Origin of the sequence: Pelomonas sp. V22, from assembly GCF_030014915.1 — a bacterium.
Classification (GTDB): Bacteria; Pseudomonadota; Gammaproteobacteria; order Burkholderiales; family Burkholderiaceae_C; genus JAUASW01.
In genome coordinates this window covers 522896-538453 of sequence record NZ_JAGIXS010000001.1, presented here as the reverse complement: position 1 = coordinate 538453, position 15558 = coordinate 522896, and the positions used below count along the sequence as shown (strand labels likewise).

Sequence of the window (15558 nt, the reverse complement as noted above, 5' to 3'; positions counted from 1 at the left end):
CTGAGCCTGCTCAGCGCAGCACGCTGCGGTAGAACAGTTCCATGCGCTCGGCCAGCGCCTTGGCGCGCTGGGCCTTCGTGCCCTCGTCAGGATGCAGGAGCATGCGCGACATCTGGTCGCCGAGGATGCAGTTGATCAGGAAGACCGGCAGCTGGGCCATTGGCAGGTCGTCGTGCAACTGGGCGCGAACCTCCGGCCGGCTCAAGTAGCGGGCAATGGCCTCGCGTGAGATCGTCGGGCCCTCGGCAAAAAAGGTCTGCACCAGCTCCGGGTTGCTGCTGGCCTCGGCCGCCAGCATGCGCTGCAGACCGGCGGCCTCGGGCGTGGTGATCATCGTGTAGAAGCGCTGCGCGAAATCGTCCAGCACCTCGCGCACCGGGCGGGTGTCGGTGCTCATGTCCATGTTCGCGAAGAACTGCTGGCGCTTGTCCTGCAGCACGGCGGCGAGCAGGCCGCTCTTGCCGCCGAATTTCACATAGATGGTGCGCACCGCCACGCGGGCCTCGCGGGCAATCATCTCCAGGCTGACATTGCCGTAGCCCTTGGCGAGGAAGAGCTGGCCGGCCGTGCAGCGCAAGGCCTCCAGGCGTGCCTCGACCTCGGTCGCACGCGGGCGCCCGGCGCTTTTGGGCGCGACTGCCTTGCGGGCTGCGGCGCGCGGGCTGCGAGGCTTGGTGGTGCCGGTGGCCGGTGCGGGCATGGCTGAGGTTGGCTTGATAGGTGTTGGCTTGGCTGGGGAGCGCAAGGCTGGCGAGCGCGTGGCTGACTGCTTGGGCATGGCCGAGACTGTAAATCAGCCAGCGCGAAACAGAACAAAATGAAATGAAACATTTTCATTTCTTGACAGGTGACAAGCGGGCGCAAATAATGCGCAGCCTTCATTTCATTAATCCGAGTCCGCGTCATGCAAAACACCCAGACCAAGACCGAGCCGGTCGCTCTCGCCGGGATCGCGCCGGCCGCTGCCGCAACGCCGGCGCCCAAGGCGCCGGGCAAGCCGCGCGTGCTCCTCGTGCTGGGTGTGATGGCGCTGGCGGGCCTCAGCTTCGGTGGCCGCATGTACTGGCGCAGCCAGAACTTTGTCGAGACCGAGAACGCCTACGTGGCCGGCCATGTGCACCCGGTGTCGGCCCGCATCGCCGGCGTGGTCACGAAAGTGCTGGTGGAGGACAACCAGCTCGTGCAGCAAGGCCAGCTGATTGCCGAGCTCGACCCGGCCGACCAGCGCGTCAAGCTGGAGCAGATCCAGGCGCAGATCGCCTCGGTCGAGCAGCAGGTGCTGCAGGCCGATGCCCAGACCGCCCAGGTCAAGGCTTCCGCGAGTGCGGCCAAGGCCCAGGTGCTGCAGGCCGAGGCCCTGGCCCAGCGCGCTCGCCAGGATGCCGAGCGCTACAGCCAGCTCTACAACTCGCAGATGAAGGCCGTGGCCAAGGCCGAGCTCGATGCCGCCATCGCCGCCCGCGCCAGCACGCAAGCCGACCTGGCCGCTCGCAAGGACGCAGCCCTGGCGGCCGAAGCCCAGATCGGCGCAGCCCGCTCGGCCCGCGCCGTGCTCCAGGCCCAGATCAAGGTGCTGCAGGCCCAGGCCAAGGACGCTCAGCAGCAACTGGGCTACAACCAGATCGTCGCGCCGGTGGCGGGGCGCCTGGGCAAGCGCAGCGTCGAGGTCGGCGCGCGCGTGCAGCCGGGCCAGCAACTCGCCGCTCTGGTGGAAGACAAGGTCTGGGTCACCGCCAATTTCAAGGAGACCCAGCTGGCCGGCCTGCAAGTCGGCCAGGAAGTGGATGTGGCCATCGATGCACTGCCGAATGAAAAACTGAAGGCCCGGCTCGACAGCTTCTCGCCCGCCTCGGGCAACCAGTTCGCCCTGCTGCCGGCCGACAACGCCACCGGCAACTTCACCAAGATCGTGCAGCGCGTGCCGGTCAAGCTGGCGTTCGCCGAGGCTGACCTGAAGCGCCTCGCGGGCCGCCTGGTGCCGGGCATGTCGGCCGTGGTCGAGGTGGACCTGCGTCAGTCCAAGCGCTGATTGCCGGCCTGCTTCGGTAAAGAAGACGGCCATGGCCACCTCATCCTCTTCGTCGGCAGCGCTCGCGCCGATGCTCGCGGCACACGATGCGCGCGTGGACCTGCGCACCTGGCTGGCCGTGGCGGCCGGCCTGCTAGGCGCCTTCATGGCGGTGCTGGACATCCAGATCACCAACTCTTCACTGAGGGACATCCTCGGCACGCTCTCGGCCACGCAGGAGGAGGGCTCCTGGATCTCCACCGCCTACCTGTGCGCCGAGATCGTCGTGATTCCGCTGACCGGCCTGATGGCGCGCGTTTTCGGCCTGCGCGCCTACATGGTCGTGACGACGGCCCTGTTCCTGGTCTTCTCCACGCTCTGCGGCGCGGCCTGGAACCTGCCCAGCATGATCGTCTTTCGCATGCTGCAGGGCTTCACCGGTGGCGCCCTGATCCCGATGGCCCTGACCCTGGTGATGGCCAAGCTGCCGCCGACCAAGCGCGCCATGGGCATGGCCATGTTCGGCCTCACTGCCACGCTGGCGCCCACCATGGGCCCGACGCTGGGCGGCTACCTGTCGCAGATCTACGGCTGGCCCTCGATCTTCTACATCAACTGGATTCCCGGCCTGCTCCTCATCGGCGGCATCCTCTACGGCCTCGACAAGGATCAAAAGAACTGGTCGCTGCTCGCCAACGCCGACTGGCTGGGCATCGCCTTCATGGCCCTCGGCCTTGGCAGCCTCACCATCTTCCTGGAAGAGGGCAATGCCAAGGACTGGTTCGATTCCGGCTTCATCCGCGGCTTCGCCACGCTCGCCGTGGTGGGCCTCGTAGGCTGGGTGGCCACCAGCATGCTGAGGCGCGACCCCTTCGTCGACCTCGGCCTCTACCTGCGCCGCAATTTCTTCGTGGCCTCGGTGCTGGCCGCCGTCACCGGCATGGCGTTGTACGGCTCGTCCTTCCTGCTGCCGCTGTACCTGGGCCAGATCGCCAACTACACGCCGATGCAGATCGGCGAGGTGATCATGTGGGCCGGCCTGCCGCAGCTCTTCGTCATGCCGGTCGCGGCGGCGCTGTCGTCCAAGCTGGACAACCGCATCATGTGCACCATAGGCCTGGGCCTGTTCGGCATCTCCTGCCTGATGAACGGCTTCATGGATGCCAGCGTGGGCTACGACCAGCTGCTGGTCTCGCAGGTGGTGCGGGCCCTGGGTCAGCCCTTCATCATGCTGACGCTGTCCAACTTCGCCATGGCCGGCATCGCGCCGCAGGACACACCCTCGGCCTCCAGCCTCTTCAACATGACGCGCAACCTGGGCGGCTCCATCGGCATCGCCATGCTCGCGTCGATGCTGACCAACCGCCAGCATTTCCATTCGGCGCGCATCGGCGAGTCGGTGACGCTGTTGTCTGACGCCACGCAGGCCCGGCTGGATCAGCTGACGCAGGGCTTCATCGCCAATGGCATCGACCCTGCGCAGGCCGCCAACCAGGCGCTCGCCGTGGTCGACCGCATCGTGCGCCGCGAGTCCTATGTGATGGCCTACAACGACGGCTTCCTGATGATGGCCGGCGTGCTGTTCGCCTGCATCGCCGTCCTTTGGTTTGCCGACAAGACCAAGTCTCCTTCGGGCGGCGGTGCCGGTGCGCACTGAGACCAGAACATTGAGGTAGAGAAGCAATGAACAAGCCCCTGATCCGTGGTGCCATCGCTGTCGCAGCGCTGGCCGTGCTGAGCGGCTGCGCCAGCGTCGGTTCGAGTTTCGTCGCGCCCAAGTTCGAGCCTGCGGCCGCGAGCTATCGCCACGCCTCCGTCAGGCCGGCGGACGCCGCGCTGCCGTCCAGCTGGTGGACCGTCTTCAAAGATCCGGCGCTTGATGCGCTCGAGCAGCGCGCGCTGCGCGACAACCCGAGCGTGGAAGCCAGCTTCCAGCGCCTCGTGGAGGCGCGGGCGCAGCTGGGTCTGGTGCGCTCGGACGAGGGCGTGAAGTTCGGCGTCGGCACCTCGGCCGGCTACTCGCACAGCTCCAAGAACACCTCGCAGGCCATCATGCTGGGCCGCCGCACGGTCGAAGGCACGAACTTCACGGCCGGCGCATCGCTGTCCTATGAGCTCGATCTCTGGGGCCGCGTGCGCCGGGCTGTCGAAGCTGCCGATGCCCAGGCCCTGGTGGCGCAGACGGACCGCGACGGCGTGCTCTTGATGCTCTCCAGCCAGGTCGCTGCCAGCTACTACCAGCTGCGCGGCCTGGACACCGACATCGCCATCCTCGAGCGCGCCCTGGGCACGCGCCGCGAGACCGAGCAACTGGTGACGGCACGCTTCGACAACGGCCTCTCCAACGAGCTGGACCTTTCTCGTGCCCGCGTCGAGCGGGCCAATGCCGAGTCCGATCTGCACGAGGCGCGCCGCCAGCGCCAGGCGCTGGAGCATGGCCTGGCCGTGCTGGTCGGAGCCTCGCCGAGCGAGCCGCTGATGGCCCCCCAGGCCGGCGAGCTGCCACTGCCGCCCAGCATCCCCACCAGCCTGCCGGCTCAGCTGCTGGCCCAGCGGCCCGACCTCGCTTCCAGCGTGGCTGGCCTGCGCGCCTTGAACGCCCAGGTCGGCGTGGCCGAGAGCGCCTTCTACCCCTCGATCAGCCTGACCGGCAACTACGGCTTCGCCTCCGAGAAGCTGCGCGAGCTGAGCCGGGACAGCTCGCAGCAGTTCAGCGTCGGCCCGCTGGCGCTGAACCTGCCGCTGTTCGATGGCGGCCGCAACAAGGCCAACCTGGCGGCAGCCCAGGCGCGCTATGCCCAGGCCGTGGCCAACCATGGCGGCAAGCTGCTGACGGCGCTGCGCGAGGTCGAGGATGCGCTGTCCGACGTGCAGCAACGCCAGTTGCAGGCCGAGGCTCAGGCTCAGGCCCAGGTGGCGGCGGCACGCGCCTATGAAGTGGCGCGTGCGCGCTATGAGCGCGGTGTGTCGAGCTACCTGGACGTCACCGATGCTCAGCGCAGCAACCTCGCGTCCGACCGCGCTGCGGCGCAGATCCGCACGCAGCGCCTGCTGGCCGCCGTGAACCTGGCGCGCTCGCTGGGTGGGGGCTGGGCGCCTGATTCGCAGGCCGAGCGGCACTGAGGTCGGGCCGGCCGTCCATCGGCCGGGTGGTCTCAATCCAGCCGCACGGCCGTGTCGAAGTGCCAGGTGCGGCGGATCTCGATCACGTCGTACTCGCGGGCCAGGGCCGGCTGGAAGGCCGGGTAGTTGGCCTGGGTCTGGATGATGCGGCGCACCGCCTCGTCGAGGGCGGGCAGGCCGCTGGAGCGCACGAAGGTGATGGTCTCGACCGAGCCGTCGCTGCGCACGGCCACCGTGACGACCGGGTCCGAGTGCGGCTGCTTGAGCAGCTCGCGCACCGCCTCCACCGTGGTGTTGAGCTGGATCTTGCGGGCCCAGGCCTCGGCATAGAGCACCAGTTCGGCATTCGGGTCGATGCGGCCGAACAAGCGCGCGCGCCGCGCGGTGCTCAGCGAATAGGGCAGATTGGATTGCTGCTGCTGGCGTGCTGCGGCCTCGCGGCGGTCCGCTTCCTCGTTCAACTGCTTGCCGATGGCGCGAAGCTTGGCCTCGCGCTGCTCGGCCGCCTGCGCGGCTTCCAGCCGGGCGGCCTCGATCTTGGCGGCCGCGAGGCGCGCCGCTTCCAGCCGTGCTGCCTCCTGCTGCAAGCCGGCCTGGCGCGCGGCTTCCACCCGCGCGGCTTCGGCGCGCGCTGCTTCCTGTCGTGCAGCCTCCTGGCGCGCCGTGGCCTGGCGTTCAGCTTCTTGGCGGGCGGCGGCTTCGGCTCGTGCGGCCTCCTGACGTGCGGCTTCCCGCTTGGCTTCGGCCTGGCGGGCTGCCTCGCGCCGTTCGGCTTCGACACGCGCGGCTGCCTCCACCCGGGCCGCTTCGACGCGAGCCGCCTCCAACCTCGCGGTTTCGAGCCTTGCTGCTTCCAGTCGCGCCGCCTCCTGCTTGGCCGCCTCGGCCTTGGCCGCTGCAGCTACGCGGGCCGCCGCCTCCTGGCGCTCGGCCTCCTGCCTTGCGGCTTCGGCGCGGGCCGCTTCCAGCCGGGCGGCTTCTGCCTTCGCTGCCTCCAGCTTGGCAGCGGCCAGGCGCTGCGCTTCCTGTTTCGCCGCTTCGGCGCGCGCGGCTTCCAAGCGAGCGGCCTCCTGCTTAGCAGCTTCCTGCCGGGCCGCTTCCTGCTTGGCGGCCAGTTGGCGTGCCGCTTCCTGGCGGGCGGCTTCGGCACGGGCGGCCTCGAGGCGCGCGGCCTCCTGCCGTGCGGCCTCGCGCTTGGCGGCGGCCGCAGCTTCGGCGGCGGCCTCGGCCTGTTTCTGTTGGGCCTCCTGGCGCAGGCGCTCGCGCTCGGCCAGCTCGGCCGCACGCTCGCGCGCTTCCTGCTCGCTGCGTACCCGGGCTTCCTCGGTGGGGTCGCGGGTCGAGGCGTCGTCGGTCTGCGGGCTCGGGGCGCTGGAGGCGGCCTTGATGTCGGGCGAGGGCGCGGCGGCGGAGGCGGCGGTGACGCTCCAGGCGGCCTTCTCCGGCTTCTCCACCGCCAGCACTGTGGGCTCGGGCAAGGGCGGCGGCGGCGGCGGCGGCACGGCCAGCGGGTCCACCCGGCCGACCTGCTTGGCCGGCACGGCCGGCGTGTTGCTGCCTGGTGTGAACGTGGGTTTCAGCGGAACGGCCGGCGCCGTGGCCGCCTGCGCGGCCAGCGCCAGCACCTGGCCGGTCCAGTCGGAGGGCGCTGCGGCGGCCGAGGCCGAGGGCGCCGGCTCGCTGGCGGCCTGGGGCGGCGTCTCGGCGGGCGTCTCGGCGATGGCTTGTGGCGCCGGCTGCGGCAGCAGGACCACGCGCAGGTCCGGCACCTCGACACGCCGGTGCTCCCAGGGGAAGCTGAGGCCCGGCAGGCCGAACTCGGCGCTGCCGAACGCGAGGCTCAGCAGCAGCGCATGGAAGACCAGTGACACCGTGAGCGCCAGTGTCGAGCGCCGGCCTTCGCCGCCCAGGTTCAGGCTGGGCCGGCCTAGCCAGGGCGCGTCATCCGCCGGGAGGGCGGCCGGCGCCGCTTCAAGCTCGGAGGGCTGGGTCGGCGCGTAGCTGGGGGATCCTGGCGTGGAGCTCAAGACGGCTCCGTCTTGGCAACTGCTGCGCCGCCGTCGGGCCGACAGCGGTAGCGATCAAGGGCCGGCATCGGCCCAGGGGAGACAGTCATGTGCCACATCGGCCGGCATTGTCCCCTCCAAATCCGACTCATTGGTGCCCGCGCAACAGGCGATTCGAGCATTCCCATGCGGAGAAACCCTTTGGATTCGCGCCGGCATCTGACGCCCGCGAACTGACGCTCTGTCGCAGCGGCCTTCCGGTGCCGGCGCTGCACGCTTATGGTCCCTGCCTGTCGCGGTCGGTCGCGGCGCGACGATTCAACCCCATCACACCCCGGTTTCACCCATGCGAAAACTCTTTGCCCTGATTCCTCTGCTGACTTCGCTGGCCGCCCTGGCCCAGAGCCCGGCCGGGCCGAGTCAGCCCACGGCGGTGGCGGCTGCCGTCGACATCGCCGACCAGGCTGCCCTGCAGCGTGGTGGCCGTTCGCAGATTGCCGTGCTGGGCACGACGCATCTGCGCGAGGCGCCGGAGGCGCTGACCCGGCAGGCACTGTTCGACCCGCTGGTCGAGCGGCTGGCGACCTTCAAGCCCGAGCTGCTGGCCGTCGAGTCCATCGCCGGCGCCCAATGCGACTACCTGCGTGCCTATGAGTTCGCCTACGACGACGCGGCCAAGACCTATTGCACCGATCCCACGGCCGCCCGGGCCTTGCTGAAGCTGGATGCGGTGGCGGCCGAACGCGAGGTGGAGCAGACGCTGGCCGCTGGCCGCGAGTTCACGCCCGCGGAGCGCCGCCGCCTGGTGGCGCTGTTCCTGGCCATTGGCGAGCCGGCCTCGGCCAGCCTGCAGTGGCGGCGCCTTGCCCCGGCCGAGCGGGTGGCCGATGCCAACCTCAGCGCCGAGCTGATCGCCCAGGTCGAGAAGCGCCTGGCACGGCGCTCCGAAGACACCTTCATCGCCATCCCGCTGGCCCTGAAGCTGAAGCTGGAGCGCATCTACCCGGTGGACGACCACACCGGCGACCGCGCCACCGGGCCCATCGACGAGGCCGCCTGGGCCGTGAACATGAAGCGCGTCTGGAGCAACCCCCATGCCGAAACCCGCCACAAGCTGGACAAGCAGGCGCTGGATCAGGCCGTGGCGAGCGGCGATGTGCTGGCCTGGTACCTCTGGTCCAACTCTGCCGAGGCGGCGCGGCTTGCGGTGGGCGGCGACTTCGGTGCGGCAGCGGGCGACACCAGCCCGCAGCGCACCGGCCGCGCGTATCTGGCCTATTGGGAGACGCGCAACCTGCGCATGGTGGCCAACATCCGCGAGGTCGTGGGCCGCAGCAAGGCGCAGCGCGCCCTGGCCATCGTTGGCGCTTCGCACAAGCCCTACTACGAGCGCTATCTCGGTGTGCTCAGTGATGTCGAGCTGGTGGGTATCGAGGGCTTGTTGATGAAGAAGTGAAATCGCGGGCCGGCGCGAGCGGCCATTGGATTGGTTCCGGTTGTTTGTGCGCATTTCGCCCCGATCGTGGGCTCGTGGCGGCCGGCACTACCCGGCTTCCCCTAGCCGGACCGGCCCGTCCGCCCGGGGATAATCCGTCCCATGCATGACGAGACCGCATCTGCGGCGAGCGCTGTCCAGGACGAGACGGAGCTGCGCTTCGAAGACTATTTCCGTGAGGGATCCGCGCCAACCGAGGCGCTGCTGTGGTGGCAGCTGGAGCGCAACGAGGCCCAGCTGAACGCGCTGCGGGCCCTGTTCCATGGCCCGGCCGCCCTGGTGCGCCTGCGTGTCTGGGTGTTCCTGGAGCTGATGGCGTTGCCCGAGTCGCGCGTGTCGCGCGAGACCCTCAACCGCCATTTCCACTTGCTGCGCGACGAGGCGCTGGAGCTGGTGCTCAAGCGCCTGCGCGAGGCCGAGCTGCTGGCCTGGGACGGCTCCAACCAGCAGTACGGCGTGACGCCGCTGGCGCAGAGCGTGGTGGGCCTCCTGGCGCCGCTGGCCCGGGCCCCGCAGCAGGATGGCGACCTGGCTTCGCTGCTGGCCAGCGTCACCGGCGCCCACCAGCTCGGCACGCTGGACCCGGCCCAGCTGCAGCATCTGCAGGCCCAGCTCTCGCGCCTGTATGACGAATTCGCTGACGCCATCGCCAGCGGCTCGGAGTTCCACCTGCGTCGGGCGCGCCAGCGTTTCGAGCGCGCGCTCAAGCTGGTGGACAAGGCCGGCGACGCACTGAAGGCCATCATTGAGCAGGCCCAGGAAGACGGCAACGCGCGCCTGGAGCGCCTCGCCCGCGAGTTGGGCCTTGCGCAGGCACGGCTGCTGGCCATGGCCAGCCAGTTCAACCGCGCGCTGCAGCAGGCCGACCGCCAGCGCGTGACGCTGGGCTCCACCGGCATCACCACCACCGACGTGCGCCGCTGGCTGCAGGGCGTGCATTTCCTCGAAAACATCGCTCTCGGCGCGCTGTCGCGGCCGGTGCAGCCGGTGCTGGTCTCGCAGCATGAGTTGCTGGACATGGCCGAAGGCGAGTTCGAGCGCGACCGCCCGCTGGATGGCCGCTCGCCCGAGGCTCTGCCGCAAGGCCAGGCCGCGCCCGAGGGGCAACTGGCCGTGCTGAGCCTGCCGCCCGAAATGGCCTTGATGCAGCAGCTGCTGAACCGCTGGAGCGGCGAAGGCCATGCCGAGCAAGACCTGGCCCCGGCCGTGCTCGGCGGCAGTTATGCCCGCGCGGCCTATCGGGCCCAGCTGCTGCCGCTGCTCGGCGATCCGCAGGCCCAGCACCTGGCCGGCGCCACCGGCGACATGGCGCGCCAGCCCTGGCGCGTGCTGTGGTCGGCCGAGCAGGGCGAGATCGCCGACGAATACGTGCGCTGGATGAGCCGTGGCCTGCTGCGCAGCACCGAGGCCGCCGCCCCTGAATCCGAAGAATCCTCCTCTCCCCATCCATGAGCCAAAAACTGCAAGACGATGCCGCGCTGCTGGCGGCGCAACTGCTGGCGCGCCGCTGGCTGCCGCGCAGCCATGCGCTGGTCAAGCGCGCCCTGATCGACGACGAGCTCTGGGCCGCCCTCGGCGAGCGCCTCGCCGCCGTGGGCCTGCGCGTCGTGGACAACCTCTATGCCGACCACATCAGCGTGGCCATGCTGCGCTCGGCCGAGTCGGCGGTGTTCGGCGAGACCGGCCTCGCGGCCAACAACAACCTCGATCTGCCGCGCGACGGCGTGGCCCTGCTGGTGGTGCTGTGGTCGCTGATCGTGCTCCCGAAGCGCCAGCGCCAGGTGGCGCGGGCCGATGCCGTGGAAGCCGGGCAGGGCGAGATGTTTGCCACCGACAAGCCCCTGCCGCTGGCCAGCAGCGTGGCGCCCTCGGTGTCCTACCGCAGCCTGCTGGCCGACTTTGGTAACCAGCTCGGCAAGAAGCTGCGCATCGACTCGAACCTGAAGCTCCTGGAGCGCCACGGCTTCATCCTGCGTCGCGGCGAAGACATTGCCGAGGGCCCGTTGCTGGACCTGATGCTGGACTACGACCTGCTGGCGCCGCGCATCCTCGACGGCGCGTTGGCCGACGTGCTCGGCCGCACGACCGATGCTGTGGCCGGTGCTGAAACCAAGGCCGTGATCGACAAGCGCCGCGAGCCCGAGCCGGAAGAAGAGACGCCGGAAGCAGTGATCGAAGAACGAGCACATCAAGAAGAACAAGACGAGGGCCCCGCCTGATGTTTCACCTGCAATCGCTGGAACTGCTGCACTGGGACTACTGCCAGCGCGTCTCCATGCCGCTGGACGGCGCCATCATCACCATCGCGGGCCCGAACGGCTCGGGCAAGACCACGCTGCTCGACGCGATGCGCACGCTGCTGGGCCTCGAGTGCTCGGGCGGCCGCACCTTCCGCACCTATGCGCGCCATGCCAATGCCGACACGGCCTGGCTGCGCGCCCTGGTGGACAACCGCCCGCGCGGCCGCCAGAACTCGAGCCGCCCGTTTGCCAGCTCGCTGCTGTACGCAGATCAGGTGACGCTGGCCTGCCGCATCGAGCGCCATGGCGGCGACTGGCAGCGCAAGTACATCCTGGTCGACGGTGCGCATGAAATCGAGGCCCTGGCACAGCATGCCGAGAAGGAATGGCTGGGCATTGAGGCCTGGAAGCGCCGCCTCGAAGCCGCCGGCTTGACCCGCGCCATTGGCCGGGTGCTGGCACTGGAGCAGGGCCAGACCGACCGGCTGTGCGAGCTGTCTCCCAAGGAACTGCTGCGCCTGGTCTTCGAGGTCTTCGGCGACCAGGAAGTACTGGACCGCTACGACCAGGCCCGCAACCATCAGCAGCAGCTGCTGAAGGAAGTGGAGCAGGCCGCGCATGAGCTCTCGCACACGCAGGCCCAGGTCTCGGACCTGGCCAACCGCGTCAACAGCTATCAGCAGTACCAGCTGCGCTTGAAGGAACGCGAGCGCCTGGCCACCGAGGTGCTGCCGGTGCTGCAATGGGCCGAAGGCCGCCAGCGCACCGCCAACCAGCTGCGCGAGCTGCACCGCCAGCGCCTCTTCGCGGCGCAAGACCAGCGCCAGATGAGCGCCAAGCGCGCCGAGCTGCATGGCCTCTTCGTCGCGCATGAGGCGGCCAAGCAGAAGCTCGTCGACCTCGAAGCCCAGCGCAAGCAGGCGCGTGCCGATTTCGATGCGGCCCGCGAGGCCGAGCGGCCGGCCGAACTGCTCGCCAAACGCGAGGAAGAGCTGAAGGCGCTGGCGGCGGTTGAAACCGATGCTGCGGAGCTGGGCGAGCGCCTGGCCAGCTTGAGCGGCCAGCAGCACCAGCTGCGCGAGGCTTACACCCGCGCCAACGACCAGAGCCGCAAGGCGCAAGCCGCGATGGATGCGCTGACTGGCCAGCGCCTGCCGCCGCCGCCGGTGGAGGTGACGCGTTTCCGCAAGGCGCTCGACGAAGCCGGCATCGCCCACCATGTGCTGGCCGACTGCATCGACATCGCCGACGAGGCCTGGCGCGCTGCCGCCGAAGGCATGTTGCGGCCCTCGCGCTGGGTGGTGGTGCTCGCGCATTCAAGTGACGAGTCGCGCGCCTTCAATCTCGCGTCCAAGGAGCGCTACCGCCACTATGTGGTGGCCGATGGCGAAACGGTGCCAGCCCAGGTGCCCAAGGATTCCTTGCTCGCGGCCCTGAAGGTCAATGCCAAGTTGCCGGGCTGGTTGCTCCGCCAGCTGGCCAGCATCCGCTGCGTGAAGGACACCGAGGCCGGCGCACGCGCAGGGGGCGAGTGGATCACCCCCGATGCCTACTACCGCGATGGCCGTGGCGGCCGCAGCCTGTGGGTCGAGCCGCGCGACTACCAGTTCGGCGCCTCGGCGCTGGACTCGCAGCGCGGCGCGCTGGAGCGCGAGCTCTCGCGCTACGACGCGGAGCTGACCCGCATCGCCAAGGAGCAGGCCGAGGTCGAACGCCAGCTGAAGGACGTGCAGCGCGCGGCGCAAGGCCACAAGGCCGCGCAGGAGCTGGCCGAGCGCGGCGCTGATTTCGCCGAAGCACGCGCCCGTTTGCCGGCGCTGCGCCAGGCCCGTGTCGAGGCCTCGACCCGCATGGGCCAGCTCGACCAGGAACATGACCGCGCCTTGACGCAAGCCACCCGCAGCGAGCGCGACTACGAGGCTGCGCAGGGCGGGCTCAAGGCCAGCGAAGCCAATGTGCTGCGTGTGCAGCGCGAGCATGAAGGCCGGCGCGACGAGCTGCGCGCAGCGGCCAAGGCCTCGCGCGAGGCGCGGGCGGCTTTCCCGGTGTCGTGGGTGCAACCGAACCGCATCGCCTCGCTGCGCGACGAGTTCGAGAACGCCAAGCAGGCCGAGATCGCGATGCGCCATGTGCAGCAGGAGCTGGACAACGGCCTGGCCAACGGCACCTGGGAGGTCGACCCACAGGTGCAGGAGCGCCATGCGCGCATGAGCGTCTCGGTGCTGGAGCAGACCACGCAGCTGGAAGACCGCCGCGCCAGCAACGAGATGGCGCGCATCGCCGCCTTCAATGCCCGCGAGCGCTACATCGACGTGCTGCGCGCCACGGTGCGCCGCTACAAGAAGAACGTGCAGGAACTGGGCGAACTGGCCGGCGTCAATGCCCAGGCCGAATTGCCGCACCTGGACAACGACGACACCGTGCTGGCGCAAGCCGGCCTGCACGTGAAGTTCAACTTCGACGGCAAGGGCGAGGTCGGCCTGAACGACGGCGAAGCCTCGGGCGGCCAGCAAGTGCTGAAGAGCCTGATCCTGCTCGTGGGTCTGATGAAGGACGACGAGACCCCCGGCGGCTTCGTCTTCATCGACGAGCCTTTTGCCCACCTGGACGTGCGCAACATCCAGCTGGTCGGCCACTTCCTGCGCTCGACCCGCGCGCAGTACTTGCTGACCACGCCGATCACGCACAACGTCGAGGTCTTCGAGCCCAGCGAGATCACCTTGATCACGTCCAAGAAGACCCGTGGCGACCGCTGGGCCCCGCCGATTGCGGTGCTGGCGAGAAGGCCGGAGAAGGGCGTGTACGACTGAGGGCCCACGGGCGCACCCGGGCTTGTCCTCGGGGTGGCGCTGCCGCTCCGCCGTTAGCATGCCGCGCATTGCCATCGCTGCCGGGGAGGGCGCAATGCAGGGACATCATGGGCTTGTGTGGGGCGCGCTGAGCGCCATGCTGTTGCTGTCGGCCTGTGGCCGCTCGCAGCCGGAGCGGGTCGATCTCGACATGTCGCCGCAGCGCCTGGCCATGGCCGCGCCCGCCTTCATTCCGCCCCCTGAGGCGATGGCCATCCGGGCAGCGCCTGCGAGCCAGGGCGACGGCAGCCAGATGAGCTATTCGCACCAGCTGAGCCTGCAGCTGGAGGCCCAGCGCCTGAAGAGCGCCTACCAGGAGATCGTGGAGGCCTGCAAGGCCGCCGGGCCCGCCAAGTGCGTGGTGCTGCGCTCAGGCTTCAAGCAGGACCAGGCCCAGGAGGCCAACGTCGACATGAAGGTCGAGCGGACCTTCCTCTCCGGCCTGCAGCAGAAGGCCCGGGCCTTGGGCAAGGTCACCGAGGACCGCACCGAGGCCGAGGACCTCGGCGCCGTCATCGTCGACAGCCAGCGCCGCCTGGCCATCAAGAAATCCTTCCGCGACAGCCTACAGGCCCTGATGGCCAAGCCGCAGGCCAATGTCGAGGCCCTGCAGAAGATTGTCGAGAAGCTCAACGAGGTGCAGGCCGAGATCGAGGGCGAGGAACGCGGGCTGAAGGAGCTGAAGGACCGCGTGCAGATGGATGACTTCCACCTGAAGCTGTTCAGCAAGGAGGGCATCGTCGAGCGGCCCGATGCGCTGGCACAGGCCGCGAGCGATTTCGTGCCCAACCTGCAGCGCGCGCTGGGCGACATGGTCGTCCTGCTGGCCCGCTTCCTGCCATGGGCGCTGCTGACCCTGCTGCTCTACACCCTGGTGCGCTGGCTGCGGATCCGCTGGCTGAAGCATCAGCGAGCCAGGAAGGCCGGCTCTTCCTGAACCGGCTCACAGCCCCTTGTAGGCCCGGATCTCGGTGATGCGACCTGCCGCGTCGAAGCGCAGCGCGTCGATGACGTGCAGGTGCAGCGAGCCGTCGATGACGATTTCCAGTTCGGCGGCGGCGCGGTGCTCGCCGTCGCCTTCACCTTCGTAGATCGCGAGCAGCTCGATGCTCAGCGACCGCACCGATTCGAAGTTCTTGCGCGTCTCATCCAGGGCAGCGGCCTTGCCTTGCACCGCGAGGTTCCAGTCGACGAGGCGGATGTCGTCCGCGAACTGCCGCCCGACGCGTGCCAGGTCCCTGGCCTCGTAGGCCTGCAGGTAGGCGCGCAGCCGCTCGGCTGGCCTGGGCTCGGCACTGGCGAACAGGAACTCCAGCTCCTCGTCGCCCAGGCGGTCCCGCTTGCCCGTAGGCACCCAGCCGAGGTGGCGGTAGAAACCATGCGAGCGTGAGGCCGGATCGGCCGAGCAGCCGAGGAAGAGCCGCTGATGGCCGAGCTCGCGCAGCAGGCTCATGGCGCGGTCCAGCAGCGCGCGGCCGAGGCCCTGGTCCTCGAAAGCCGGCAGCAGGGCCAGCACCACGATCTCCCCGCTGGTGGCGTCGCCGAAGCAGTAGCCGGCGAGTTGCTCGCCTTCGAAGGCGAGGATGCCGAGCAGGCGCTCGGCCTGCACGTCGGCCGACCAGCTGGCCCCGGTCACGCCGAGCTCCGCGAGCCGTGCTGCACTGACGGCGTTCTGCCGGGTTTTGCCGCGCAGCACGATGCAGGCGGCGATGTGATGGGGCAGGGCGGCTTGAAACTGGATCATGGTCATGCGATCAGGGTCGAGGGCGGCATTGGGCTCGTTGTTGGCCCGACTTCCAGTGCCAGAGGTCAGGCCCGCACACCGGGGCTCATCCCA

11 protein-coding genes are annotated in these 15558 nt (G+C 69.4%); 8 read left to right on the top strand and 3 right to left on the bottom strand.

The features are described from left to right. Nucleotides 1–10: 10 nt before the first annotated feature. A complete protein-coding gene (locus J7U46_RS02365; RefSeq protein ID WP_282823214.1) occupies nucleotides 11–700 on the bottom strand; it encodes a TetR/AcrR family transcriptional regulator in 690 nt (229 codons plus the stop codon). A gap of 204 nt (nucleotides 701–904) precedes the next feature. Between J7U46_RS02365 and J7U46_RS02360 the strand changes: the two genes are divergently transcribed. The 3 genes from J7U46_RS02360 to J7U46_RS02350 all read left to right on the top strand — a co-directional run bounded on the left by J7U46_RS02360 (nucleotide 905) and on the right by J7U46_RS02350 (nucleotide 5131). Continuing rightward, the gene (locus J7U46_RS02360; protein ID WP_282823213.1) at nucleotides 905–2029 is read left to right on the top strand and encodes an HlyD family secretion protein; all 1125 of its coding nucleotides are present in this window, start codon (nucleotides 905–907) and stop codon (nucleotides 2027–2029) included. Nucleotides 2030–2099: 70 nt separating this feature from the next. Continuing rightward, nucleotides 2100–3665: a DHA2 family efflux MFS transporter permease subunit gene (locus J7U46_RS02355; RefSeq protein ID WP_282824943.1), complete on the top strand. Its 1566-nt coding sequence runs from the start codon at nucleotides 2100–2102 to the stop codon at nucleotides 3663–3665. Nucleotides 3666–3691: 26 nt separating this feature from the next. After that, entirely contained in the window at nucleotides 3692–5131 is a 1440-nt protein-coding gene (locus tag J7U46_RS02350; RefSeq protein WP_282823212.1) for an efflux transporter outer membrane subunit, read from the top strand. A gap of 32 nt (nucleotides 5132–5163) precedes the next feature. Here J7U46_RS02350 and J7U46_RS02345 read toward each other — a convergent pair whose 3' ends face one another. Then, nucleotides 5164–7158, bottom strand: a complete 1995-nt coding sequence (locus J7U46_RS02345; RefSeq protein WP_282823211.1) for a TonB C-terminal domain-containing protein — start codon at nucleotides 7156–7158, stop codon at nucleotides 5164–5166. A 325-nt stretch (nucleotides 7159–7483) separates the two neighbouring features. Here J7U46_RS02345 and J7U46_RS02340 point away from each other — a divergent pair, with 325 nt between their 5' ends. The 5 genes from J7U46_RS02340 (at nucleotide 7484) to J7U46_RS02320 (ending at nucleotide 14658) form a co-directional block, all read left to right on the top strand. Further along, complete coding sequence (locus J7U46_RS02340) at nucleotides 7484–8593, top strand: DUF5694 domain-containing protein (protein WP_282823210.1); 1110 nt, start codon at nucleotides 7484–7486, stop codon at nucleotides 8591–8593. A gap of 141 nt (nucleotides 8594–8734) precedes the next feature. Then, on the top strand, nucleotides 8735–10084 hold the full coding sequence (locus J7U46_RS02335; RefSeq protein WP_282823209.1) for a hypothetical protein: 1350 nt from the start codon (nucleotides 8735–8737) through the stop codon (nucleotides 10082–10084). Then, complete coding sequence (locus J7U46_RS02330; protein WP_282823208.1) at nucleotides 10081–10851, top strand: hypothetical protein; 771 nt, start codon at nucleotides 10081–10083, stop codon at nucleotides 10849–10851. The genes J7U46_RS02335 and J7U46_RS02330 overlap by 4 nt, the downstream gene beginning before the upstream one ends. Then, nucleotides 10851–13682: an ATP-binding protein gene (locus J7U46_RS02325; protein WP_282823207.1), complete on the top strand. Its 2832-nt coding sequence runs from the start codon at nucleotides 10851–10853 to the stop codon at nucleotides 13680–13682. The genes J7U46_RS02330 and J7U46_RS02325 overlap by 1 nt, the downstream gene beginning before the upstream one ends. Nucleotides 13683–13776: 94 nt before the next feature. Then, nucleotides 13777–14658: a DUF4349 domain-containing protein gene (locus J7U46_RS02320; protein WP_282823206.1), complete on the top strand. Its 882-nt coding sequence runs from the start codon at nucleotides 13777–13779 to the stop codon at nucleotides 14656–14658. Between the two features lie 6 nt (nucleotides 14659–14664). Here the strand turns inward: J7U46_RS02320 and J7U46_RS23195 are convergent, their stop codons facing one another. Continuing rightward, complete coding sequence (locus J7U46_RS23195; RefSeq protein ID WP_349239480.1) at nucleotides 14665–15465, bottom strand: GNAT family N-acetyltransferase; 801 nt, start codon at nucleotides 15463–15465, stop codon at nucleotides 14665–14667. Nucleotides 15466–15558: the final 93 nt, after the last annotated feature.